Below are 25,252 nucleotides of genomic sequence, written 5' to 3'. Positions count from 1 at the left end.
TGTCCGGCGAATCTCACGATTGAGTGTGATGAGTCGACTGACCCATCGAATACCGGCACGGCCACCGCGACGGATAATTGCGACTCTACCCCAATAATAACTTATTCTGACAGCCGCAGTGGAGGGGTCATCACGCGAACCTGGACGGCGACCGATGCCTGCGGCAACAGCGCCACCTGCCAGCAGGTGATCACTATCGACGACACCACTACTCCTGTAATCAGTTGTCCGGGCAATATTACGATTGAGTGTGACGAATCAACTGATCCGGCCAATACCGGGTCAGCGACTGCGACCGATAACTGCGACAGCTCGCCGGTGATTACCTACGCTGATAGTGAAACAGCCGGAAGTTGTCCTCAGGAGAAGACAATTACCCGGACCTGGACGGCGACCGATGAAAACAACAACAGCTCACAATGCCAGCAGATTATTACTGTGAGCGATAATACTTCGCCGACGATTTCCTGTCCGGACGATTATATTATTGAATGTTACGGTTCCTCAGATCCCTCGATCACAGGTTATGCCACTGCGGCCGATAATTGCGATACAGCTCCGACTGTGACCTATTCCGATGCGGTCGTCGGCGATATTATTACCCGGACCTGGACGGCGACCGATGCCTGCGGCAATAACTCGCAGTGTATTCAGCATATAACCTTCGCTGAAAATAATCCGCCGATAGCCACCTGTCCCGGTGATGCCGAAATATTCGTGTGTGAACTCGATGAAATATGCCTGCCGGGATTTTCCTGCAGTGATCCCGATGATAATCTGGCCTCCTGCGAAGCCATCGGCGGAACGCTGAATGCCGGCATGATCTGTTTCACTCCGGTGCCGGGTGTCAATCAGTTGACTCTGATAGCTACCGATGACTGCGGTCTGGCTGATTCCTGCGTGACCAATATCACGGTAACCGTTAACACTCCGCCGGTGGCCGGTTGCCCGGATGATCAGGAGATATCAGTTTGCAGCCTTGAGGAGATCTGTATCTCTGGATTCAGTTGCAGTGATGTCGATGATAATCTGGCGACCTGCAGTGTCAACAAGGGGACTCTAAATGGCAACACCGTTTGTTTTGTCCCCACAGCGGGCAATAATACCATCCGGCTTATAGCGACTGATTCCTGCGGAGCGGCTGATACTTCGTCAGTCACGATTAACGTAACCCTCAATAATCCGCCGGAAGTGACATGTCCCGGTTTAACCACCGTGAAGCTGACTGAATTCCCGGCCGAGGTATGTGTTTCAGGGTTTGCTTTCAGTGATCCCGATGGAAATCTGGCCGGTTATGAGGTCGAGGGCGGTGTCCTGTCTGGCAATGAGGTTTGTTTCACAGCATCGGATGAAGGCATTTATGCCATAACTCTGACGGCCACCGATGATTGCGGGGCCGAAGCCTATTGTGTCACGGATGTCTTTGTCAAACGCCTGACAGTATGCCCGATTGTTAAAATCGAGAAAACCCACAATACTCACCAGGGGCAGTATGAGAATGTCTCAATTACGGTGGAGAATTCGTCCTACCCAATAGGCGGTTTTGATTTCCTGATTGCTTATGATAACTCGGCTCTGACAGCCGCGGGAGCTTATGCCGGTCAGTGGCTCGAGGATTGCGATTGGGAATATTTCACCTATCGATTCGGATCTAATGGTAATTGCGGCGATGCCTGCCCATCGGGCCTTTTGCGGATAATAGCCATGGCCGAGTCGAATGATGGTGGCAACCACCCGGATTGTTATGGACCGCCCGACGCCGATGTTTATGAACTGGCCCGGATACAATTCCTGGTAACCAATGACTTGAATATGAATTGCCAGTATGTTCCCATCTACTTCTTCTGGGATAATTGCGGCGACAATACATTCTCCTCGCAGGAGGGTGATTACCTCTATATTGACAATCGAATCTACAACTTTGAAGGTGGTTTGATCTGGGATGAAGAGGACGAAACTAATTATCCCGAGTCATCACGGATACCGTTTGTCGGCGCTCCGGATAATTGTCTCAATCCCGATCCGGAAAAACCGAGCGCCATCAGGTGTATAGAATTCGTCTATGGAGGTATCGATATTATCTGCCGGGATAGCATTGATGCTCCGGGTGATGTCAATCTTAACGGTATTCCCAATGAAATCGGGGATGCCATTGTCTTTACCAACTACTTTATCTTCAGTTTGTCGGCTTTCACGATCAATGTCGATGGTCAGAGTGCGGCAACTGATGTTAACTATGACGGGGCCATGCTGACGGTTGCTGATCTGGTTTATCTGATACGTACCATAGTCGGCGATAACAGCCCGGTTCCCAAAATAGCGCCTGACATCAACGCCGAGTTTGTCAGTAGCGGTAGTGTCATTACCGTCAACAGGGATTTGGGCGCCGTTCATCTGGTTCTGGAAGGCCGGGCCGAAATTCAACCGGGACATGATGCGGCTCATATGGATATAATCTCGTCCTATGACGGTATCAATACCAATGTCCTGATATACAGCTTCGAAAAGGGATTCACGTGCAGTGGAGAAATCCTGCAAACCGAGGCAGGGATTGTTTCGGCGGAGGCCGCCGATTACCATGGCAACCAGTATGCCGTCAAGATAATTCCCAACAATTTTGCTCTGACATGCTATCCCAACCCGTTCAATCCGATCACCATGATTGAATTGAATCTCCCGTCCAGTTCAGAATGGAAAATCGAAGTTTACAATGTCACCGGACAGAGGGTGGCGAACTTCGAAGGTTCATCCGAGGCGGGCAAGGTTCGGGTTGAATGGGATGCCTCTGATTTCGCATCGGGAATTTACCTGTACAAAGCCGAAGCCGGAAACTACCGGATGACCCGCAAAATGGCTTTGATAAAATAACCGGTGTAATATCCGGTAAAAAGAGAAGGCCCTGAAATCTCAGGGCCTTTTTATTTGAGGCAATTCTCCGCCGTCTTCCTAATTACGTTAAATCATATTTTAAGCTGTCTTTTGGCCAGTTCACGATACAGGGGGGATTTTTCCAGTAATTCCTCGTGACTTCCCTGGTCGATAATACGTCCCCGGTCAATGACTATTATCCGGTCGGCGTGCTGGATAGTCGAGAGGCGATGCGCTATAATTATGGCGGTTTTATCCTTGAGAATATTCTGGAGAGCCTCCTGAATTAACTCCTCGGAACGCGAGTCGAGAGCGGAAGTGGCTTCATCGAGAATCAGAATAGCCGGATCGGGCAGAATAGCCCTGGCCAGGCAGATACGTTGTTTTTCTCCGCCCGAAATAGTCACCCCTCGTTCGCCCACCTCGGTTTCATAGCCGTCAGGAAGGCTCATAATAAAGTCATGAATATTGGCCACTATGGCCGCCTTTTTCACTTCATCGGGATTTCGATCGGGATTGGAATAAGCGATATTATTGAATATCGTTGTCTTAAACAACAACGGTTCCTGATCCACCAGGGTTATATTGCGGCGAAGCGATTCCAGAGATATGCGGCGCATATCAATCCCATCCAGAGATATTGTTCCCGCATCAGGATCATAGAAACGAGCAATCAGATTAACAAGGGTTGTTTTCCCGGAACCGGAGGGGCCGACCACGGCGATTTTTTCTCTCGCGGCAATTTTAAGAGAAAAATGTTCCAGACCAAAACCATTGTCCTGGTAATGGAACCTTATACTATCAATGCCAATGGCTCCCCGGGACTTTTGCAGTATAATCGGATTGTTATGTTCAATTACAGCCGGAGGAATATCGAGATATTCGAATAACCGATCAACCGAGGCCATGGCTGATTTTATTTCTATGTGCAAAGAGGCCAGGCTTTGAACCGGAGTGTACAAGTAGGAGAGAAGCATATAGAAAGCCATCAGGGTTCCCAGTTTCATTGTTCCCCCGGCAATAAGATAGGTGCCCCATGAGAGGACAACTATCGGCCCGATCATGTTGACGAAATTCACAAGATTGGCCGACAGTGAAATGGTGACGCTGTTTTTAACATAAAGCGCCGTCAGCCCCGATAGGATTTTATCCATTTTCTTCTGTTCGGCTGATTCCTGTCCAAAGGCTTTAATGGTCTTGATCGAAACCAGTGATTCCTGGAGACGGGCGGAAAATGACGCAATGGTTTCCTGGAGTTTTTTGCTGATCCGATGCAATCGGATTCCGAATTTGTTGGCCAGCAGAATTGTAAGCGGAAGGGGAATTATGGCAACCAAAGTGAGAATCCAATTGGTGCTTAACAGATAGACCATAATGGCCGTCAGCATGAAAATGTTGGTCAGAAAAATGAGTAAAGTCGAGGTTAACAGACTCTGGATGCGATTCACATCGGAAATGGTTCGGGACATGATTTCCCCGACCTGATGGGACTGGTGAAATTTGAGAGAAAGACGCTCCAGGTGGCCGAATAACTGCGACCGCAGGTCGGCGATAATATTGGCTCCGATATATCCGGCCAGATAATCCCGGGCCCAGGAAAAAATAATCTGGGCGAAATAAATCCCGCCCAGGACTAATCCGAAATATACTACCGGTTTGATCCTGATACCATTGTCGGCGCCGGCGATCAGACCCGGTATTAAATCATCGATGAGGTATTTAACAGCCACCGGCAAGGCCAGGGCCAGGGTGGCCAGGACTGCCATGACCAGAAAGGTCAGAAGCTCTAAATGCCAGTACGGTCTAAGATAGTCCCAGAGCCTTTTTACTTTCTTCGTATCGAGCGTCATTTTTCCAATCCTGGCGATATTTGTTGGCGGCAAACCGGAAAGCCCGGGGAGAGAGCGTGGTTTTGAATTTCTCTTCGCGCTCGGCAATCATCCGACGCCACATATCCGTGTCATTACCCTCCAGGTCCGTGGATGGGATGAATTTCAGGCTGTTTTCATACTGGTCGGTCGTTCCTTTCCACCAGTCGGTGCTGATAAAACGACTGCCGAATTTATCGCAATAGAATTCCATGTTGCGATCAAGTTCGCATCCCGGGAAATGCATATAGCCATGCGGGGCCCAGATAAGGGTACTATCCCGGCGTTCCAGTTCATGATCTATAAAATCGAACGTTTCCCGAAGTGTTTGCCTGGTTTCTCCGGGATGGTTGAATATCAGGTTGGCGCGATGGAGGATATCATGCTCGGAGAGCATCCGGCTGATATCGCTGAACCTGTCAAGAAACCGGCGCGGTTGTCTGGTTTTTTTCATCAATGACAACATATCGGCACTGCCGCTTTCGATTCCGAATTGCACTTCGACCTTAAGACCGCATAACATCTTGATATCTTCGGCATCAAGATACTCCGGCCGGGTTTCAAAAATCAACCAGTATTCGGGCTTGAGTTTCTCCAGTAGTTTCAGAAATTCTTTTCGCCATGAGGTTCTCATGCCGAAACAGGCATCGGAAATGGCAATGGAATAGGCTTTAAACCGATTAGCCGCGGTCTGGAGAATATTTATTGCCGTTTCGGGAGGATAGGCCCGCCATTTGCGTTCTTTAAGGGGTTCCATGCAGAAAGTACATCCGAAGGGGCAGCCACGGGATAAATAAAGGTACAGACTCGGAATACCATCGGGGAAGTGAGTGCTGACAAATCCATCCAGCAGGGTCCAATCGTAATCAACGAATTGCTCCCCGGGCAAGGTTTTGCAGGGAGCAATAACGGTCCCGGCGGGGCGGCCGGAATGGCCAAAATCGTCCGCAATATCCTTCAGTGTTAACTCGCCCTCGCCCAGTAATACATAGTCCACGACTTTATCATCGGTGATAAAGTCCTGCGGCCGGGCCGAGGGATGATAACCCCCGACGACAATCAGTCGATCCGGATATAACTCCCGGCAGATTCGGGCGGTAACCAGGGTGGCCTGATAAGATAAACTGGTCCAGCAGGATATGGCCAGGATGTCAAATTCCCGTTCCTCCAAAAATTTCCTTACCTGACGGGTGTACCTTTTAACCTGAAGCTCGGAATTGGCTCGACCGATACTAATTTCAAAATCAGCATACTCAACCGGGAAATATCGGGCCAAATACGAGGCCAGAAGCAACTGTGAGGTCTTCAACTCCAACCTGCTCATATAATTGGGATAATAAAAGCAGGACGGATAGACCATCAGGATGGATGGTTTTTTTCCGGCTATCACCGATATTTTCCTTCGCTGTCTAATCCGCGGCCGCTTCGACCGGTTCAAAATCAGCAAGAATATCCCGAATCAATTGGGTCTCCCGCGGTTTAATGCCCTGTTTTTTCTCGATCCGGTAAATGCAGTACGGATTATTGGCCCGGCTTCCGGTGGCCGCAAAGGAAGTCGTAGTACACCCACCCCGACAAAGCGGCAGGTACCGGCAATCATGGCATTCCCCATCGGCTGTTTCCCGGGTAAATTGGCGATTGTAAGCGAAGCCCTCGGGATTATTCCAGATATCTTTAAATGAGGAATCGCGGATATTGCCTTCCACGAAGTCTTCCGGCATCGAGAGACAACCCTTGACCGTGCCATCGGATTCGACCCCGGCAATCCGGGTTCCGGCGAAACATCCGAAATAGGGCATATCATCCCACAATTCAGTGCCGCGACAGCCAAAATAGCCGATATTCTCGCCGACACTGATATGAATTCGATTGTCCTTTTTGTATTCGATCAACTTGTCGATAAAGCGGGGCAGCATTTCGACGGTCATGACCTCATTTTTGCTCTCCTGCATCCGACCTGTCCCGGTCACCATCTGTATCCGCCATCGTTTACAGCCGATTTCAAGGAGTTTATCACGAATTTGATCGAGTTCATGGAAATTCAGAGTTGAAATACTGCTGACGGCAGTATGCGCGATGGTCCCGTTATCGCAGATCATTTTAAGGGCATTGATCGCCCTCTCCCAGCTGTTTTTGCGGCGTCGGATTTTGTCATGCGTTTCCTGCATGCCATCGAGACTGACCCCGACCCGATCAATTTTCAAAGCCGCGAAATCATTGACTATTTCCTGGGTGACAATATAGCCATTGGTTATCAACAGGCACTGGACGCCGCGGGATTTGACTTTTCGCGCCAGCTCCCGCCAATCTTTTCTTAACATCGGTTCCCCACCGGACAGGGTAATCTGGGTCGCTCCCAGATCAGCCAGTTCGTCGATAAGATGCATCGCTTCTTCGGTGGTCAACTCATTCTCTCGTTTCTTTCCCGCCGCGGTACCGCAATGGATGCAGTTCATATTACAGGCGAAGGTAATTTCCCAGACCACGGCCCGGGGAATAAATTCGAAATCGCTCATGGTTTATGACTCCTTTATCTCAGCTGTTTTTTGTTTTTTCTGCTGTTGTTTGGATAGGGCTATTATCTCCAGCATCTGGGGGAGATTATGCCGCCAGGATTCGCACAATTGTTCACCGCTCAGATTTCGATCAACCCGGCGAGCCGGGCAACCACCCATACAGATAGGCAGAATATCGCATGATTGGCACATTTCATCCTTGAAAGGATTGAGTCCGAAAATGCGCCTGAAATTGGGGTGATCATAATCGATTTCATTACGGATATTGCCGAAACTCAGTTTTTTGTCTCCGACCTGACAGAAACATTTATATAAATCACCGTCGGCATCGACAATAAAGCAATTGACATTCTGAGTCAGGCAGGCAACTGAGATCGGCATGGGAAGTTTTTCAATACTGAAACCTTCCTCATGAAGCAAACGGTAATATTCGATTTCTGCCTTCGAAAATTCAAGACTGCTATAACAGCCTTCGGCGATATTGACGCAGACATTGGACCACGGTTCCAGCATCCCGAAGTAAAGGCCGATTTTATCCCGAAGACCGTTATCATTCAATTCTTCAAGCAATTCCGACAAAACCTGCCCGTTGAAATTCTTGTCAATATTCACTCTCAGCCCGACCGCCAGCTTGGTTGAGGCGTATTTAATATTTTGCAGAATGGTGTCGTAAGATCCTCGGCCATTTTTGAGGGGCCGGTTTTCATCATGCACCCGGCGCGGACCGTCAAGTGTGATCTGCAAACTGGAAACGCGAAGTTTTACCAGTTTATCAACATTTTCCGGGGTCAGGAGATAGCCATTGGTAATCATCGATGAGGCATAACGGACTTTATATTCTCGGGCCAGATCCAGTACCGACTCGGTTATATCCTCGATTATATTCAAAGCCAAAAGCGGCTCGCCGCCATACCAGGCAATATCTACAAAATCAAGATTTCGAGCCTGTTTTTCGATAAACTGAAGCAGAGCCTCAATCGTTTCGGTAGACATGCGGCCCCTTTTATCGGATTCGAAGCAATACTTGCAGGCCATATTACAGGCCATGGTCGGGGCGACAATCAGCCCCAGCGAAGTGCGGTCATAGCGGTTTAATAAGTGCCGGAATTCAAGCTGGTCCAATTCATCGCCATCATTATTTAGAAGAAATCCGCCATATTTCAATTGCTCCGCCAATTCCTTTTCTTCCGGATCCGGATCGGTGACAGGATTCCGAGATAGTTTCTCATACATATTTCGATAGACCCGATAATTTTCCTCGGTCATCAGTGCAATGGCCCCGGTTCGGGCGTTGTAGGCGATATAATTACCGTCCTTCCAGGGTTGAAAATGATTATATCTTGAAAACTTAGCCATAAAATCACACTGCCGGTTATTTGTTGCCATTATACGGGAGGGGTTAAAAACCCCTCCCATTCTGATTTCGTTCTTACTTAAGCTTCCAGCGGGTCAATGCCATACATTGGGTAATAGACATTGCCCGGCTTGCAGAACGCTGTGCAGACAAACGGAATGCATTTCTGCTTAACAGCAGTTTCCGGATCCACCAGATAAATCATTCTCTCACCTCCTTAGGTACTTGAATAACGGTGGTAAATGGTTAAAGGGTTAATACACAACGTATCATTAAGATATAATGATACGTGAACTATTCCTTAAATTGACCGTTGATGCAATATATTATCTTGCCGGGGTGGATTAATGGTATATGCATATTTCTTTACCCATACCATATTATTCCTATTCAAAAAGCGCTTTTAGAGACGTTATCAGAGAAGACGCCGTTAGTATCTGGAATCAGCAACCAGCGCTTTTAACCCATTTTTTAGTACATAGCTTATTTAAAATAAACGGCTTTGCCGGCTTCTTGTCAAGGTAAATCTATTCCGGGCAATGCAGATGACGGATCGATTGTCGAACAATGTGATCGTTTCAATTAATTTGATAGATCAGTTTGGCGCCGCGCTTAAAAAGGTTGCCTCGAGACTGGCGGAATGAGTATAATAGACTGTTAAAGTATAAGTCTAATAAATTAACCGCGAGATGGAATAATGACCAAATCGGCAGGGAATATGGGAAAATCCGGCTTTCGAATTCAAAAATCAAACGTGGAAAAAATATTGCATGCCCGCGATATGGATATAATTCAATCCTGGGGACAAAACGATACGGGAATAAATCGAATATTGATTTCAACCCTGTTCTCGCCCAAGGAATTGATTCGATGGCGGGCTATCGAGGCAATCGGACTTGTAGCCCGACAACTGGTTCAAACGAATCCCGAGGGTGTCCGGCAGACTCTGACCCGTCTTTTCTGGATGATGAACGAGGAATCGGGAAATTTGTGCTGGCACGCCCCCGAAGCCATCGGCGAAATACTTGTCAACGTTCCCTCTCTGATAGATGAATACGGACTCGTATTGTCGTCATTCGTGATCGAAGAGCCATTTGAACGAGGAACCAGGCTGGCTATTGCCAGGGCGGCAAGGTTGAAAAAGAAACCATTTGTCCATGTGGCCGGACAGATCGCCGAAACCCTGAACGATGACCATCCGGAAATGAGAGCGGCCTCGATTCTGGCTCTCAAGTCATTGGGTGATTTGACCTTTTCCGGCGCTATTGGAAGCCTGATGGATGATCCCGCCGCAGTTATGATTTATAATTTCGTGAACGGTGATCTCGAGAAAAAAACGGTCGGCGAATTGGTCCGCGGCCGCTTATAAAAAATCCCCGATTATGACAATCGGGGATAAATCCAAAATTGGTATTTTTGGGGAATCGTTGAGTAGTCACTATTGGCCGGATTCTTAATCCTTCTCCTTTTTCATTTTTGCATCAAGTTCGGCCTTACGGGAATCGTAAACCGATTGCCTGACCGTCATGGTTGAATCGCCGAACATGGAAAAACGAAGCCAGTTATAGCCGAACTTCAGCATTTCAAGATCATCCCGGCGTATCTTTTCACGCATGACATCGTCAACCTCGAATTTTTCCAGAAAACTGCTTTCGAATACGAAATTGCGGAAACGATCGATATCATAACAGGCCAGAAAAAACATTTCGATTTTCTGTGGCGTAAGTTTACCCCCTTCAAGAAAAAAACGATGAGTGGTTAGTTTCTTAAAATATTCGCCATACTGGTCATATTCGTTGATTCCCTGATCGTCCAGCCATTGCTCGACCGTCAGTTGACGATCCTCGTTAAAACCTTTACAAATACTCTCCCGGAGCAGGAAATAAAACTCACGGTCAAGATCGGGAGATTCATCGCCCGGTGAGGCCATTCCCAATGGATACATCCGGCAGGCCCAGGGCCGGTCGGGGTACACGCGGCAACCCTGCTCACCGACAAAGGGACATTTTTTCTTAGCATCATCGCCCATCATAAGCAGAATCACCGGGTATTTCAGGTTCTTATCAAAAGGGGAGAGAGTGTATTTTTTTAAAAACTCGGTCGAGCTTATACGGAGATTCTTTTTCAATCGGATAATATCATAGGGGGTCAGGAAAATATTGACATCACCGCAACATTCATTGAAACATGGAACATTTTTGTGACAGGCAAAAGTGAATTGACTGCTTCGATCGAGACGGGGATAATCCTTAAGAATATGTTCCTTGAGATTTTCTAATTCTCGCATTGGTTCTCCTGGTTTTCAATAATACCGTTTTTCATGGCATCTTTCGACCATACCGGCAACGGGCCGGTTTCACCGGTGACAGGATCGAAACGGTGGCGATAGGAAGCATTCACCTGGAACTGCGATCTCATCCAGTCCCATCCCTTGAGAAAATAGGGGCAGTTGTCATTAAAGCAGACATACTGTACCCTGGTGCTCCAGCAGGCCATTTCCGGTGTAGCCCAGGGTTTCAGCTCCTGCCCGCAATAGGGGCAGGTATAAATTTCGCGGCTCATTTAATCAATCCTCTACGGTCATATCGTAAAAATCAAAAAATCTACGAAAAATCTCCAGGCGCCGTTTGCCGAACGCCTGGAGATTTATATCAGACTCCGATAATATCATCGGAGTAATCACTCGAAAAGCGCAGGTGGTAATCAACCGCCAAGCAATTCATGCTCCTTAGCCTGGGGATAAACATGGAGCATCGGGCGTTTGATCATTTCCCACTCGTGTTTGTCGCGGTCCCAGCGACAGTTGGCGAAGACATGCCACTTCTTGTCATCCAGTTTCGGATAGTCGGCACGGAAGTAGTAACCGGGCCAGCGGGTTTCTTCACGGAACAGGATGGTGCGGGCATGAGCCTCGGCCTGCCACATGCGCTGGACATTCTCCCAGCAACGCATCAGTTCATGCAGATCCCGGGCCGCCAGCTTCTCGGAGTCTTCCTGAAGGAAGCCGAGCAATTCCAGGGCGCGGCTGAGCTGAGCTTTGTTGGTCGAGAACTGGGCCGAAACACCACCGACATACTCATCCATAATCTTCTGCAGACGAAACATGAACATCTTCGGCAGAATGTAATTAGGATTGACAGTCGGATCGGTGGAAGCGTTCTTGTGGGCTTCGAAATTGTCGATCGGCTTGAGAAGCCTCTCTCTGAGAGCATCCACTTCAGCCTGATCGACTTTGGCATGATTGTTGTTATCGACGATGAATTTAATGGCCGCTTTACCGACAATACGACCTTCGGCATGGGAACCGGACGAGAATTTGTGCGAGGAGGCCCCGGAGGCATCCCCGGCACAGAACATTCCCTTAACGGTGGCCATATGGGCATAACCCCAGAAATATTCACTCTTGGTTTCACCGGTCTGTAGATCTTCCGGACCGCTGACCCAGGCGCCGGAGGCACCGGAGTGGGAACCGATGAAGTATGGTTCGGCGGCGGCGATTTCGGAGGATTTCTTCTCGGGCTCGACATTGGTGGCGGCCCAGAGAATGGCCTGCGAAATGGTCATATCGAGGAAGTCTTCCCAGGCTTCAGCTTCAAGCTCTTTAAGCTTCTTCTTGGCCGCTTTTTCATCGCCGGCTTCGGAAGCGATCTTCTGGATGGCTTCTTCGGTCCTCATATAGATGGGGCCCTTACCTTCCATTATATCGAGCATACCCAGCCAGTTACGGAGGTTGGCCGGAATCGGTTTCACCAGCCCGTACGGTTTCCAGTTTTCGAGTTCGCCTACGCGCTCGACCATGTAGTTTCCGTCCATGGCATTGGTGGCGCGGGATTTGAACAGCAGGAACCAGGCTCCGACCGGACCATAAGCATCTTTGAAACGGACCGGGATAAAACGGACTTCCTGGCTGGTCATTTCAGCGCCGGCCCGGATGGTGAAATAGGCTGAGGAACCGGAGTTCCACGGCGGATACCAGGCGCGGCCGAGACCTTCACCGGTGCTCCGCGGCTTGAAAACATGGACCGCCCCACCCATCGAAACGATAACGGCCTTGGCCTTGAAGACATAAAATTTGTTTTCGCGAACGCTGAAACCAACGGCACCGGCGACGCGATCGCCATCCATCAACGGCTCAACGATGAATATTCGTTCATAGTACTCGCCGCCGGCTTCCGCTAGAGCGTTTTTCGCGGCTTCGGCCACGATGACTTTATAGGATTCACCGTTGATCATCAACTGCCAGCGACCTTCATGAACATAATTGCCCTCGGCATCTTTCCAGATCGGGAGACCCCATTTTTCGAAGAGATGCACGGTCGAATCGACATGGCGGGCGATATTGGCAACCAGATCCTCGCGGGTGATACCCATCAGATCCATGCGCACATAATCGACGTAATCCTTAACGGTATTCTTACCGCTGGTCAGGTCAACATACTGGTTGATGGCCGAGAGACCCATCGCCACAGCGCCGGAGCGATCCATGGCGGCCTTATCGACCAGAGTAACCTTCAAATTGTTTTTCTTAGCCCAGTAAGAAGCCTCGACGGCCGCACCGCATGCAGCCATACCACCGCCAAGAATCAGCAGGTCAGTGGTGACTTCTACAGTTTCGAATTTTGCCATTACTTACTAACCTCCTGATTTTTACTTGATGGTATAAACTTCCGACAGTTTCAGGGCCTCCGGCTCCTGAGCCAGAATCGGGCTGTTCAGATCAGCGTGAGCGGTGGCAAAACCACCGGACGGCTGAGCCTTACCCTCTTCGGTGGTACGAATCGGGAATTTAAACCGTTTCAGCATTCCGTTGCGGAATTTGACCGTCCACATGATGCTGTCGGTCGAACGCATCGGCGTTACCGAAGCATTCATAGGGACAAAGTCGGCGTAGCCGCGGATTTCGATGGCCTGGGTCGGGCAAATCTTGACGCAACTGTAACATTCCCAGCACATCTCCGGCTCCTGATTGTAGGCCTTCATCTTTGCTTTGTCGAGGACCATCAGGTCGTTCGGACAAATGTGCTGACAGGCAGTTTTATCCAGTGCCTTGCACCCATCGCACTTTTCCGGGTTCACAAAACTTGGCATTAATACCTCCTAAACTTACGTTTATCCAAAAAAGCCAATTAAACGTTTGATTTTTTCCTATTTCTTTTTGGCATCGCCGGTAGCATGACCGTGCATCTTGACTTCGACCTTATCTTCATCCTTAAGGCTGGCATAATACTCGCGTAAAATGGCCAGGACTTCGGGACGACTGAATTCGGACGGAACCTCGCCGCCCTCGGAGAGAGCCTTGCGTAGCGCCGTGCCGGAGAGGAAAAGACGGTCTTCTTTGCCGTGAGGACAGGTCTTCATTGAGGCCATCCCGCCGCATTTGTAGCACCAGAAAGTCCAGTCAATCGGCAGCATCTTGCATTTCAGAGCACCATCCCAGAGTTTGAAAAATATCTGCTGGGCATCGAAAGGACCATAGTAATCACCGACACCGGCATGATCGCGCCCGATAATCATATGGGTGCAACCGAAATTCTGACGGAAAACGGCATGCAGGAGACCTTCCCGTGGCCCGGCATAACGCATATCCAGAGGATAACCACCGGTAACTACACGATTTTTATCGAAGTAATTTTCCACCAGGGTGTTGATGCACTTGACCCGGACTTCAGCAGGAATATCACCGGGTTTCAGTTTCCCGACGAGCTGGTGGATATAAATGCCGTCGCTGACTTCCACCGCAATCTTGGCCAGGTATTCATGAGAGCGATGCATCGGATTCCGCAGCTGCAGGGCGGCAATCGTGGTCCAGCCCTTCTCTTCGAAAATCTTGCGGCTTTCGGCCGGGCGCTGGTAGATACCCGCGAATTCCTTGGGAAAGTAGCTTTCGGAAAGAACCTTGACCGGTCCGGCCAGATTCCAGGCTTTCTGTTTCATGACCATCTGCACACCGGGATGTTCCATATCCGTGGTCGTGTAAACATGTTTGCACTCGAATTCCTTGTCGATCTGGTAGGACTCGGTCACCTTCATGGTGCCCATGATTTCATTGGTTTCACCGGAGATCAAACATATCTCCGTACCCGGAGCAACCTTCTGGTCATGAGAAAGAGTAACCGGAATCGGCCAGAAAACGCCATTAGTCAGTTTCATGTCGGCGCACACGCTTTTCCAGTCAGCCTGTCCCATGAAACCTTCCAGCGGCGTAAAACCGCCGATCCCCATCATGATTAAATCGCCGGTTTCGCGAGAAGTCATGACAACCTTGGGAAGCGATTCAGCTTTCTTGAGTTCTTGATCGCGCTCTTTGCCTTCAAGAAGCAAGATCTTCAACTTATCACTTCCGTGTGGAGAAATTAGTTTTGACATGTTACATACCCGTTTCGTTAGAGTAAATGTTATAATTAGATATTTCTCGTCTTTATAATAAAAATTGTGAATTAATTCACAAATCCCACTGCCATATAATTACGCTAAGAATGTAACTTTTTTCACAAGCTTTGTCAAGAGGGGAAACGTTTTTTTTTAATATTTCATGTGGCTCAGATTAAATTATTTTACAAAAGTTTTTCAATCCTAATAATTTATGTCTGTCGGCGAGATTACTCCCTGATTATGACAGGCATCCGGGAGATTCCATTGGATCAACTATTCGTGCCATCTTCCTGTTTATGGGGACCTGCGACATGTGGCCCTGAGGAAGCCTTTTGGCATAAATGTTTGATAATTATAACATTTTGGAAACGTCTTTTCCGCGACGAAAACAAAATATATGGTATTTTCAGGGTGCTCGGCGAATTCGATCAGACGCCTTTTTGGGTCTTCTTTGGAAATCAGATGGAGAAAAATGGGGCCATTCGGCCTTGAAAATGGACTATTTTGATAGGCGATTGAGGTCCCGACATGGTTCAGACATTGTGAAAAAAGTAACAAAAAATTCTTGACAGCGATCTGAGTCCGGCCTATTTTGAAAAAGCATTTTGAGAGTAATTTAAGGTTTTTATCAGACCGTGGGTGTCAAATAAAGGAGATCGTGATGGCCAATGGGCATTTGGTGGAGCCTGATTTACGCTTAATCCGTGAGATTAAGACAGCCGGGGGAAATAATCTCAAGCAGTGTTATCAGTGCGCCACTTGTTCGGTCGTGTGCAACCTTTCTCCCGAAGATAATCCTTTTCCGCGCAAAGAGATGCTTCTTGCCCAGTGGGGTCGGACGGATCGCCTGATAGCCGATCCCGATATCTGGATGTGTTATCAATGTAATGATTGCACAATCCATTGTCCCCGGGGAGCCCGTCCGGGTGATGTTTTGGCCGCGATACGCTCATATATATATCGCAATTTTTCTTTTCCTTCATTTATGGGTCGCGCCCTGGCCAGTCCCAAGGCTCTTCCGGTCCTTTTTTTGGTCCCGATTTTAATCCTGCTGGCTTGCGTAATCTTTTCCGCCCCAATCGAAAACGGCAAATACTTATTTTTATCCAGTGCCCGGATTGACTTTGATTATTTCCTGCCGCATAAAACGGTCGATGCCCTGTTCGTATTCGGTATGATTCTGATTTTTATCTTTGCGGCTACCGGTTTTATCCGTTTCTGGAAAACGTTAAAATCATCCGGTCCGAAACCGGAAAAATCTTTCATCTCTTCGTCTCTGGTAGTTATGAAAGAGATCATTAGTCATTCCAATTTCGGTCGTTGCGAGACCAATCGTCCTCGAAGGCTGTGGCATATGTTGCTTCTGGGCGGTTTTGTCGGATCGATGATTGTTACCGGAGCGGTTTTTCTGCTTATTTTTATCCCGCACTATGCCCATGACTGGAAACTATTCGAAATCCACCTGCTTCCCTGGCCCCCGATTGAGTTGCCTAACCCGATTAAAATTCTCGGTGCGTTGAGCGGCCTGGCCCTGGTTATCGGTGGCGCCATGCTGATTATTCGCCGATGGCAGAAAAAAGACGAGGTTGGGGCCAATGGCTATACCGATTATCTCTTTTTATACATTCTATTTTTTGTCGGTCTGACCGGGATGTTATCATGGCTGACCCGCAGTTATATGGGAATGCCGCTGGTGGCCTATGCCAATTATTTTATCCATATGGTCTTTGTTTTCTTCCTCCTGTGGTATATGCCGTATTCCAAATTCGCCCATATGATTTATCGAACCCTGGCGCTGATATATGTTCACAGTATCGGGCGAACCGCCAGGAATTGAATCGAACATCAGGCCGATTTTAAGATTTCTTTTTTGACGACCTTAAGAATATCCATTTGTCGCTGGCTATTCCATTAATAATTTGCTATTATTATCAAGGTTATCTGTTAACCGACATTATAATTCCGGGTTGAGACAAAACTCTCTCCGGGTCGGGAGACAGAGGTATATTAAGAATATATAATCATGCCTAATATAGCCGTGTATTACCGGGGAGGTAACCATGCCTGTTATCACAATAACCAGAGGTTCGTTAAGAGCATCGCAGAAACTGACGGATAAGCTGGCCAGTGTTTTGAATTGCCGGGCCATTTCAAGGGAAATGATTATTGAACACGGCAAGAAATATGGTATCGAAGAATTCATGATGGCCGCGCGCAAAATCATGGAATCAAAACCGCCCCATTCATGGGACCCCCATGCTGAGCAGATTCATCATTACCTGACTATGTTCAAGGCGGCTCTGATGGATTTTGTGGTTAAGGGCGATGTTATCTACCACGGTCTGCAGACTCATTTTCTGCTGGCCAGTGCCCCCCGGGTTCTTAGACTGAAAGTGGTTGCCCCGATGGATTACCGGGTTAAGGCCCTGACCGAAGAAAGCAATTTATCCGAATCCGAGGCCCGTGATGAGATTACCAAGATCGATGAGCAACGGGTAAGCTGGGCCAAGTTTATATATGGCGAGAATTTCGATGATCCAACCCAATATGACATGATCCTCAACATGTCCAAAATAAACCTTGATGCCATGGTCGAAGTGGTGGTCAGTTTGACCCGGCGGCCTGAATTCCGGCTTGATGCCCGAACCATGAAATTCATGCGCGATGCTCATATGACGGCCGTGGTCCAGGCCTACCTGGTGCGTTCGCCGAAAACCAGGAGCATGGATTTCTGGGTCGATTCCGATTCATCCAATGGGCATGTGGTGGTTCGCCGGAAGGCTCCCAGTCCGGCGGCTGGTGATTGGCAAAAAGACATCAAGGATGCTCTGGCCGGGGTCGAATTTATCTCATCGCTGGAAATCACCGAATCGAATTAATTTCCGAATAGCGGTACCGGACATACTCGAGATCCCAATCTTCCATATAATATAATTGTATCCGCAGGAATTTTATGTTATTTCCAATGATATCCTTTTGCCTGTTTTTTGCTTGATGGTTTTTTTTATACTCATTATTATGCTTTTAATCGGGATTTAGAGGTGGGTGTCAATTCATAATATACCGGGAAAAGGAAGGACTATATGATCAAAGGTGTTCAAGCTCTCTGGAAGGATGAAGACTGGTGGGCTGTCTGGCTGGGATTCGCCTTGCTTGGGATCGCTTTACTGGAAGTGATTCCCAAAGTCCCCGGAATAGGAAAATGGACCGATAATCCCCTGACAGCTTTCAGCATTGTTGAGAACGGCACCGTTACGGGTTATATTTTTCTCCCGTTGTTGATTCTAATGATCGGCCTGGGATTACTGACAGCTATTGCCGTGGTTGTCATGAAGACCGAAAAATTCTGGAGATACCTGGCCGGCTTTGTGGCCGTTTTTATCCTGGCCTGTATTTCTTACTGGATTGCCCATCAGATCAATATTAATTACTGGGGTTTGAGCTATGCCATGTGGGCCCTGATAATCGGGCTTCTTATTTCTAATACCATCGGGACACCTCGGTGGGTCCGGGCGGCCGCCAAGACGGAGCTGTTTATCAAAATCGGGCTGGTTCTGCTCGGGGCCGAGATATTGTTCGGGCAGATTCTCTCGTTGGGTATTCCCGGCCTGATGGTAGCCTGGATCGTTACACCGATTGTCATTATTTTCATGTATATTTTCGCCGTTCGCGTTCTCAAGATGAAAAATAAGTCGCTGGCCATAATTATTGCTTCGGCCACCTCGGTCTGCGGAGTCTCCGCCGCCATTGCCGCCGCGGCCGCCTGTTGTGCCAAAAAAGAAGACCTGACCCTGGCAGTCGGAATGACTCTTATTTTCACAGTCCTGATGATGGTTCTGATGCCGATTTTTATCGGCATGGTGGGCATGAATGCCATTCTGGGTGCGGCCTGGATGGGGGGTACTATCGACTCGACCGGAGCGGTGGTTGCGGCTGGATCGATGCTGGGCGAAACAGCCGGAAAGGTTGCCGCGGTGGTTAAGATGATTCAGAATGTCTTAATCGGTGTGGTGGCCTTCTTTATTGCCCTTTTCTGGGTCACCCGGGTGGAACGTGATCCCAATTGCGCCCCCAACGCCATGGAAATCTGGTACCGTTTTCCGAAATTCGTGATTGGCTTTGTGGGTGCCTCGCTGATATTTTCATTCATCGTTGTTCCGGCCATGAAAACTGATGGCCAGCCGCCGGCCCAATCGGTCAGCCGGGAAATTGTTGCCAATCAGCCGGAAAAAAACGCGGAGGCCGGAATGGTTCCTGAGTCTTCCGAAATACCGGCCGCAATCGATAAGCTGGATTCCATAGCCGACCAAACCGCCGTAGCGCCGACCGTGGTTGAATCAGATAAGACTCAGACTGTCAAACCGGAACGGCAGATCAAAGAGAGAAAACGGCCCAGAGTCGAGAAAGTCCTGAAGAAATATATAAATCCCATAACCAAGGTTTTTAGGGGCTGGTTTTTCTGTCTGGCCTTCGTAGCCATCGGGTTGGAATCCAATTTCCGGGATTTAGTCAGCCGGATGGAGGGCGGCAAGCCGATGATTCTCTATGTAGTCGGGCAGTCTTTTAACCTGATTCTTACTCTTCTGGTAGCTTATCTGGCTTTCATGGTTCTGTTTCCTAATTCGATTTAAAAGCAGGTAAATGATGGATATAAATTCAAGAGTAAATGAGAATCTCAGCCGCCGACGAAGGTGGCTGAGATTTTTAATCGGTCTGGTTCTGATAATTCTTTTTACGGTCTTCTTTGCGTCGGGATATTCACCGCCGGGATTCATGGGTAAGGTCATCCGTCATAATCAAGCCCATGATATCGATGCCTCGCCGCTGTTCTATACTGAAGTGGAGGGAATGCCGGCTATAATAGTCGATGTTGCCGAGCTCCGCGCGGCGGCCGTGGGGAATATCGATACATCGATTGAAAAAGAAAATTAATCGTTCAACCAACCGACTGCTTCGGGGGCATGGTAAGAGATAATAATGTCCGCCCCGGCCCGTTTGATCGAAGTCAGGATTTCCAGGATGAGTCGTTTTTCGTCGGCCAGTCCCGATTGCCCCGCCAGTTTGGCCATAGAGTATTCACCGCTGACATTATAAGCTGCAATCGGTACCTCGAACATCTCTTTGGCTTTGGCAATAATATCGAGATAGGCCAGAGCCGGTTTGACCATGACAATGTCGGCGCCCTGTTCGATATCGGCCGCAATTTCCTTGATCGCCTCAACTGAATTTCCGGGATCCATCTGGTAAGTCTGCCGATCGCCGAATTTAGGAGCGGAATCGACCGCCTCGCGGAATGGACCATAAAAAGCCGAGCAGTATTTGGCCGAATAAGCCATAATGGCCGTCTCGGAGAAGCCGCCGGCATCAAGAGCATTGCGGATGGCCCCGATCCGGCCGTCCATCATGTCCGACGGGGCGACCATATCGGCTCCGGCGGCGGCATGGCTGACCGCCTGACGAGCCAGAATCTCCAGAGTGGTGTCATTGTCGACATCATTATCTTTTATAAGTCCGCAATGGCCGTGGTCGGTATATTCGCACAGGCAGACATCGGTGATCACCAGGATATCCGGATTGATATCTTTTATTTCTCTGATTGTTCTCTGAATGATACCGTCGGCTTTCAATGACGATGATCCGGTGGCGTCTTTGGCCGCGGGTGTCCCGAAAAGGATAACACCGGGAATCCCCAGTTTGAATACCCGGTTGGCTTCACGCGCCGCCTCGGCAACCGGCAGATTACTGATACCGGGCATGGTCTTGATCGGTTGCGGTCGATTGATCAGTTCGCTGACAAACAGGGGATAGATGAAGTCCGATTTATTCAGCCTGGTTTCTCGCACCAGGCGGCGTATCGCGGCACTCCTGCGGAGCCTTCGCGGTCTTGATTCCGGGAATGACATATCAGCCTCTATTTATTATAATATTGCAGTATTTCCCTGATTATCCCGGGAACGCTGTGTTCGACTGCCTCGAGCGTCACCTCGATACCGTGGGATCGGATAACATCCGAGGTCGAGGGCCCGATCGAAACCACCACTTTACCCTTGAGCAGTTCATCCAGTTCATCGGGATCAAGCAGGCGGCATAATCCTTCAACCGTCGAACCGCTGGTAAAGGTAATGATATCCGGCGGATATTCGATCAATTTTTCCTTAAAACCTTCGGGCCATCCGGGATAGAAGGTTCGATAGGTTTGTAACGGCAGGACTTCCGCACCGGCCTCGGTCAGGATACGTTCCACCCGGTCATCACCCAGATTGCCGCGAACCCGGGCCACCGGAATATTCTGAAAATCATACTTATCGATAATTTCCTCGGCCAGAGATTCAGTCGTTGCCCGGGAAGGAATAAAATCCGGTTTCAGGCTGATTTCACCCAATGCCCGCGCTGTGCCGAATCCGACCGCCGCGATTTTGAAGCCACCCAGAATGCGAATATCGCCCAACCGGGACACCATCTGGCGATAAAAATATCTAACCCCATTTTCGCTGGTAAAGATAATCCATTTTCTATAGCCGACGATTTTATTGAAATCCTGCCAGCCTTCCTCGCTTTCCGAGGATTCCGTGGTGATGGTCGGATAGGGAAGGACTTCGGCGCCAAGGTCGCGCAGGGATTTGTACATCTCGCGGGCCTGATCGGATGGACGGGTAACCATAATCCTTTTGCCGAACAGGGGCCGATCCTCGTACCAGCTAAGATATTTCTGGAGATTGACAACCTCGCCGACCACGAATATGGCCGGGGGACGAATATTTTTCGCCCGGACTACTTCAGGCATTTCTTCGAGAGGAGCGGTATAGGTTCGCTGAGTGGGAAAGGTCCCGCGTTCGATCACGGCCGATGGTATCCGGGCCGACATCCCTCCCGCGATCAAATTGCTGACAATGTTATCTATTTCCGCAACACCCATATAAATAATGATGGTTATATTTCTGGCCCTGGCAATACAATCCCAGGCAACGCTTGAGGAGTCTTTTTCGCGGGCTTTGTGCCCGGTGACAAAAACAACGGCCGAAGCCAGGTCCCGATCGGTGCAGGGAATTCCGCTGTAGGCAGTAGTGGCGATTCCGGCGGTGACGCCGGGAACAATTTCAAAAGAGATGTTATTTTCGCGCAACACGCGCGCTTCTTCGCCGCCGCGGCCGAATATCAGCGGATCGGATCCCTTCAACCGGGCCACCGTTTTGCCCTGCCGCGCCAGTTTGACAAGAAGGGAATTAATTTCATCCTGCGGGAGAGTATGATCGGAGGCTCTTTTTCCGACATATATTTTTTCGGTTTTACCGGGTAGAGTTATAATCAATTCATCGGGGATAAGATGGTCATAGACAACCACATCGCAATCATGCAGAAGCTCCAGTCCTCTGACAGTTATAAGACCCGGGTCACCCGGCCCGGCCCCGATCAAATATACTTTGCCGTTACTCATCGTAATTCGCGATAATCTCCCTGGCGCCTTCGGCAATCAGGCGGTCGGCAACCCGGTTAATGAGAATCTCATCCGGTTGATCCGGAGCAATACTGCCATCGACATATAACCGCGTTTTGCCGTCTTTGTCAAGAACCACAGCGGTCAGCCGAAGTTCGGTGGTCAGAGTAATCTCATCGGTTTCCAGGCGCGCCCACCCGCCCACGGCCGCGGCGCACCCGGCCTTAAGAATCTCCAGCAATTTGCGTTCGATCATCAGGCAACGCCGTGAAATACTATCATTCAATGGTGCCGTTACCCCGGCGGCGTCCTTATCGCCGGTTCGAATTTGAACCAGCAGGGCGCCCTGCCCGGGAGCCGGTACGAATTCGGCGGGGGGAAGAACTTCATGAATATTATAATCAAGGCCGCCTCGTTTTAATCCCGCCCGGGCCATGATAATGGCGTCGTATTCACCCCTGGCCAGTTTTTTCAGACGGGTTTCGATATTACCGCGGATGTCCTTTACCCGAATATCGGGCCGAAGATATAGAAGCTGGGCGCGGCGGCGGGGCGAGCCCGTTCCGACAATACTGTTCCGCGCGGTATTGGCAATGGAAGCCGCCAGACGTGATACCCAGACATCTTCACATGATTCGCGGGGGGGGATAGCTCCGATCATAAGCCCTTCGGTCATAACCGAGGGCAGGTCTTTGGCACTGTGAACGGCAATATCGATCGATCCGTCAAGTAATTCGGATTCTATTTTTTTGGTGAAAACTCCGCTCCCGCCGATATGCTCCAATGATGATATCCGGTCGGTATCGCCGGCGGTGGTGATCGTTACTAACTGGAATTCGGCTTCGGGATTGTTTTTTTTCAAAAGGTCCAGCACCCAGCCGGTTTGAGCAACCGCCAGACGGCTTCCCCGGGTTCCGACTTTGAATTTTTTTTTCGGCATTTACCTAATTCCGGAAAATAATCAGTTTTCCATCAACTCTTCGAGATAGCTTTCAAGCTCCTCGGTTGATTTTTTTTCTTTGAGGATCTGTTGCCAGTCGACGGCAAGAAATCGGGAAATGGCGGTAGTCCGCTTTTCGTGATCATCGGGCCACCGGCTCTGGATTTTCTTTCGGAAGGATGCGGCCAGTTTGATAATTTTCGTCCAGCGTTCTTCCTGGAACATATTCTCCAGTATCAACCGCAGGTGCCCCGACAGGAAGGGCGCTTTGCCATCGGTCGAAATCGAGATTGTCAGGGCATCGCGCCGGACAACGGCCGGAAAAATAAAATCGCAGAGAGGAGGATTATCAACCACGTTGACCGGGATGCCTTTGGCCCGGCAATCTTCATACACCTGCCGGTTGACAGCGTCATCGTCACAGGCGGATATCACCAATCCATAATTTTCCGCTTCCGGTGATTGGTAAACCCGATGCACGATTTTAAGGCGTCCTTTGCCTGCGAAATATTCAATTTTATCATGCACTTCCGGGGCGATGACGGTTATCTCTGACTCATAGTCCAGGAGATTTTCGATTTTTCTCAAAGCCACCTTGCCTCCCCCGACCACCAGGCAATGACGATTCTTCAAGGAAATGGAAATAGGCATGTAGGTTGCCGACATATCAGTGTTTCTCCGCCTTGCCGGGTTCCTCATTCAGCCGGGCCTGCAGATGCGACAACCGGCTGACCAGTCGCCGGGTGGCCCGGTCAATCTGCTCCCGGAGTTCATCGGGCAAATTCTCGATTACATCGGCCAATTCGCTTTGGCGGGCGTTTTCATAAGCTTCATGGATGCCGTTGTACATCGGCTCATGCCGAACATGATCGTACCAGTAAGTAAACTCGCTCAACTTTTGATCAATGATTAATTCCGCCTGTGGTATGGCCAGTTCGCGTTTGACCTGTTGCTCCCTGACGAAATTCTGAATATCTTCCAGATCGAGGATTTCGATATTTTCGTAAGAATTTTTATCGACTTCGATATCACGGGGAATAGCCATGTCCAGCATGGTCAATTTCTTATCGGGGTTTTTATCCAGCAAGTCATCAATCATTTTCGCCCTGATTATGGCATCGGGGGCTCCGGTACAACTGATAACGATATCGGCTCGATGGAGAAGTTCGGGAAGTCTTTCCAGCGAATAGCCCCGGGAGTTGTATTTTTGGGCCATGGCTACGGCCTTTTCCTCGGTCCGGTTGGCAAAGATAAACTGCTCATAATATAACTGGTTTAAACCGGTCGCGGCCATCGAAATCATCTGGTTGATACCGACAAACAGAATTCGCGGCTCGGATATTTTCTCGAGTCGGTTTTTAAGCAGTTCTATGGCGGCCGAACTGACCGAGCAGGCGCCTTTACCCATCTCGGTATCGGTCCGCACCTGTTTGCCCACGCGAAAGGCCTGGTGGAAAAGACGATGAAGAACCTTGCCGGCGGCCTTCACGGCACAGGCCGAACTGTAGGCATCTTTTATCTGACCGACTATCTGATTTTCGCCGAGAACCATGGAATCGATACCGGCCGCCACCCGGAAAAGGTGACCGGCGGCGTGTTTATTTTTCTTGATGTAGAATCTGTCCTTTAAGTCGGAAATATCATACTGCCTGAAATCATCATAAAAGGTGCGGACGATTTCAAAGGGATCATGATTACGCCGTGAAACAAAATAAAACTCAACCCGGTTACAGGTTGAAATAATGGTCGATTCAATTACTTCAGGCATATCGCTGAAGGTAGCATGCCCTTTGGCGATTTCATCATGCCCCAGTTGAAGAGGTTCGCGTTCGGCGATCGAGGAGGTCTTATGGCTTATGCCGCAGACAACCAGATGCCAGTGACTCATTGACATGACCG

General features: G+C 49.2%; 19 protein-coding genes and 1 pseudogene. 6 read left to right on the top strand and 14 right to left on the bottom strand.

What is annotated here, in order from left to right; genetic code table 11:
- A partial coding sequence (locus tag JXQ28_01620) for a T9SS type A sorting domain-containing protein (GenBank protein MBN2276419.1) occupies window positions 1–2,868 on the top strand: 2,868 nt, incomplete at its 5' end.
- Window positions 2,869–2,960: 92 nt separating this feature from the next.
- On the opposite strand, the gene JXQ28_01615 is transcribed toward JXQ28_01620, so the two are convergent.
- From JXQ28_01615 to JXQ28_01600, 4 genes are read right to left on the bottom strand one after another with little or no spacing between them, the layout of a single operon-like run.
- Window positions 2,961–4,718 (bottom strand): ABC transporter ATP-binding protein, encoded by a 1,758-nt coding sequence (locus JXQ28_01615; protein MBN2276418.1) that lies wholly within the window; start codon window positions 4,716–4,718, stop codon window positions 2,961–2,963.
- Window positions 4,672–6,126 carry a B12-binding domain-containing radical SAM protein gene (locus tag JXQ28_01610; protein ID MBN2276417.1) on the bottom strand — a complete coding sequence of 485 codons (1,455 nt, stop codon included), beginning with the start codon at window positions 6,124–6,126 and terminating at the stop codon, window positions 4,672–4,674. Before JXQ28_01610 ends, JXQ28_01615 begins: the two co-directional genes overlap by 47 nt.
- Before the next feature lie 19 nt (window positions 6,127–6,145).
- Window positions 6,146–7,252, bottom strand: coding sequence for a radical SAM protein (locus tag JXQ28_01605; GenBank protein ID MBN2276416.1), 1,107 nt, complete (start codon window positions 7,250–7,252; stop codon window positions 6,146–6,148).
- A gap of 3 nt (window positions 7,253–7,255) precedes the next feature.
- Window positions 7,256–8,608 carry a radical SAM protein gene (locus JXQ28_01600; protein ID MBN2276415.1) on the bottom strand — a complete coding sequence of 451 codons (1,353 nt, stop codon included), beginning with the start codon at window positions 8,606–8,608 and terminating at the stop codon, window positions 7,256–7,258.
- Between the two features lie 716 nt (window positions 8,609–9,324).
- Between JXQ28_01600 and JXQ28_01595 the strand changes: the two genes are divergently transcribed.
- The gene (locus JXQ28_01595; GenBank protein MBN2276414.1) at window positions 9,325–9,975 is read left to right on the top strand and encodes a hypothetical protein; all 651 of its coding nucleotides are present in this window, start codon (window positions 9,325–9,327) and stop codon (window positions 9,973–9,975) included.
- Between the two features lie 84 nt (window positions 9,976–10,059).
- On the opposite strand, the gene JXQ28_01590 is transcribed toward JXQ28_01595, so the two are convergent.
- The 5 genes from JXQ28_01590 to sat form a co-directional block, all read right to left on the bottom strand.
- The gene (locus tag JXQ28_01590) at window positions 10,060–10,893 is read right to left on the bottom strand and encodes a YkgJ family cysteine cluster protein (protein MBN2276413.1); all 834 of its coding nucleotides are present in this window, start codon (window positions 10,891–10,893) and stop codon (window positions 10,060–10,062) included.
- Window positions 10,881–11,168 carry an ogr/Delta-like zinc finger family protein gene (locus JXQ28_01585; protein ID MBN2276412.1) on the bottom strand — a complete coding sequence of 96 codons (288 nt, stop codon included), beginning with the start codon at window positions 11,166–11,168 and terminating at the stop codon, window positions 10,881–10,883. The genes JXQ28_01590 and JXQ28_01585 overlap by 13 nt, the downstream gene beginning before the upstream one ends.
- A 141-nt stretch (window positions 11,169–11,309) precedes the next feature.
- Entirely contained in the window at window positions 11,310–13,232 is a 1,923-nt protein-coding gene (gene aprA, locus JXQ28_01580; protein MBN2276411.1) for an adenylyl-sulfate reductase subunit alpha, read from the bottom strand.
- A 21-nt stretch (window positions 13,233–13,253) separates the two neighbouring features.
- Window positions 13,254–13,694, bottom strand: coding sequence for an adenylyl-sulfate reductase subunit beta (gene aprB, locus JXQ28_01575; GenBank protein ID MBN2276410.1), 441 nt, complete (start codon window positions 13,692–13,694; stop codon window positions 13,254–13,256).
- 57 nt (window positions 13,695–13,751) lie between these two features.
- Window positions 13,752–14,972, bottom strand: a complete 1,221-nt coding sequence (gene sat, locus JXQ28_01570) for a sulfate adenylyltransferase (GenBank protein ID MBN2276409.1) — start codon at window positions 14,970–14,972, stop codon at window positions 13,752–13,754.
- Between the two features lie 667 nt (window positions 14,973–15,639).
- On the opposite strand from sat, the gene qmoC reads away from it, so the two are divergent.
- The 4 genes and pseudogenes from qmoC (at window position 15,640) to JXQ28_01550 (ending at window position 19,910) form a co-directional block, all read left to right on the top strand.
- Window positions 15,640–16,815: a quinone-interacting membrane-bound oxidoreductase complex subunit QmoC gene (qmoC, locus tag JXQ28_01565; protein MBN2276408.1), complete on the top strand. Its 1,176-nt coding sequence runs from the start codon at window positions 15,640–15,642 to the stop codon at window positions 16,813–16,815.
- 223 nt (window positions 16,816–17,038) lie between these two features.
- Window positions 17,039–17,857, top strand: a complete 819-nt coding sequence (locus tag JXQ28_01560) for a cytidylate kinase-like family protein (protein ID MBN2276407.1) — start codon at window positions 17,039–17,041, stop codon at window positions 17,855–17,857.
- Between the two features lie 204 nt (window positions 17,858–18,061).
- A pseudogene (locus JXQ28_01555) lies at window positions 18,062–19,129 on the top strand (putative sulfate exporter family transporter).
- A 490-nt stretch (window positions 19,130–19,619) separates the two neighbouring features.
- Window positions 19,620–19,910, top strand: a complete 291-nt coding sequence (locus tag JXQ28_01550; GenBank protein ID MBN2276406.1) for a hypothetical protein — start codon at window positions 19,620–19,622, stop codon at window positions 19,908–19,910.
- Here the strand turns inward: JXQ28_01550 and hemB are convergent.
- Genes hemB through JXQ28_01525 form a run of 5 tightly spaced genes read right to left on the bottom strand, consistent with a single transcriptional unit; the run spans window position 19,907 to window position 25,241 of the window.
- Window positions 19,907–20,881, bottom strand: coding sequence for a porphobilinogen synthase (hemB, locus tag JXQ28_01545; protein MBN2276405.1), 975 nt, complete (start codon window positions 20,879–20,881; stop codon window positions 19,907–19,909). The two genes, JXQ28_01550 and hemB, sit on opposite strands and share 4 nt — an antisense overlap.
- 8 nt (window positions 20,882–20,889) lie before the next feature.
- Window positions 20,890–22,413, bottom strand: coding sequence for a uroporphyrinogen-III C-methyltransferase (gene cobA, locus JXQ28_01540; GenBank protein MBN2276404.1), 1,524 nt, complete (start codon window positions 22,411–22,413; stop codon window positions 20,890–20,892).
- Window positions 22,406–23,353 (bottom strand): hydroxymethylbilane synthase, encoded by a 948-nt coding sequence (gene hemC, locus JXQ28_01535; GenBank protein MBN2276403.1) that lies wholly within the window; start codon window positions 23,351–23,353, stop codon window positions 22,406–22,408. Before hemC ends, cobA begins: the two co-directional genes overlap by 8 nt.
- 21 nt (window positions 23,354–23,374) lie before the next feature.
- On the bottom strand, window positions 23,375–24,019 hold the full coding sequence (locus tag JXQ28_01530) for a bifunctional precorrin-2 dehydrogenase/sirohydrochlorin ferrochelatase (protein MBN2276402.1): 645 nt from the start codon (window positions 24,017–24,019) through the stop codon (window positions 23,375–23,377).
- Window position 24,020: 1 nt separating this feature from the next.
- Entirely contained in the window at window positions 24,021–25,241 is a 1,221-nt protein-coding gene (locus JXQ28_01525) for a glutamyl-tRNA reductase (GenBank protein MBN2276401.1), read from the bottom strand.
- Between the last annotated feature and the right edge of the window lie 11 nt (window positions 25,242–25,252).

The sequence above is a fragment of the Candidatus Zixiibacteriota bacterium genome (assembly GCA_016933955.1).
Taxonomy (GTDB): Bacteria; Zixibacteria; MSB-5A5; order GN15; family PGXB01; genus JAFGTT01.
The sequence above is the reverse complement of the archived record's forward strand: the minus strand, read 5'-3'. Positions and strand labels throughout refer to the sequence as shown.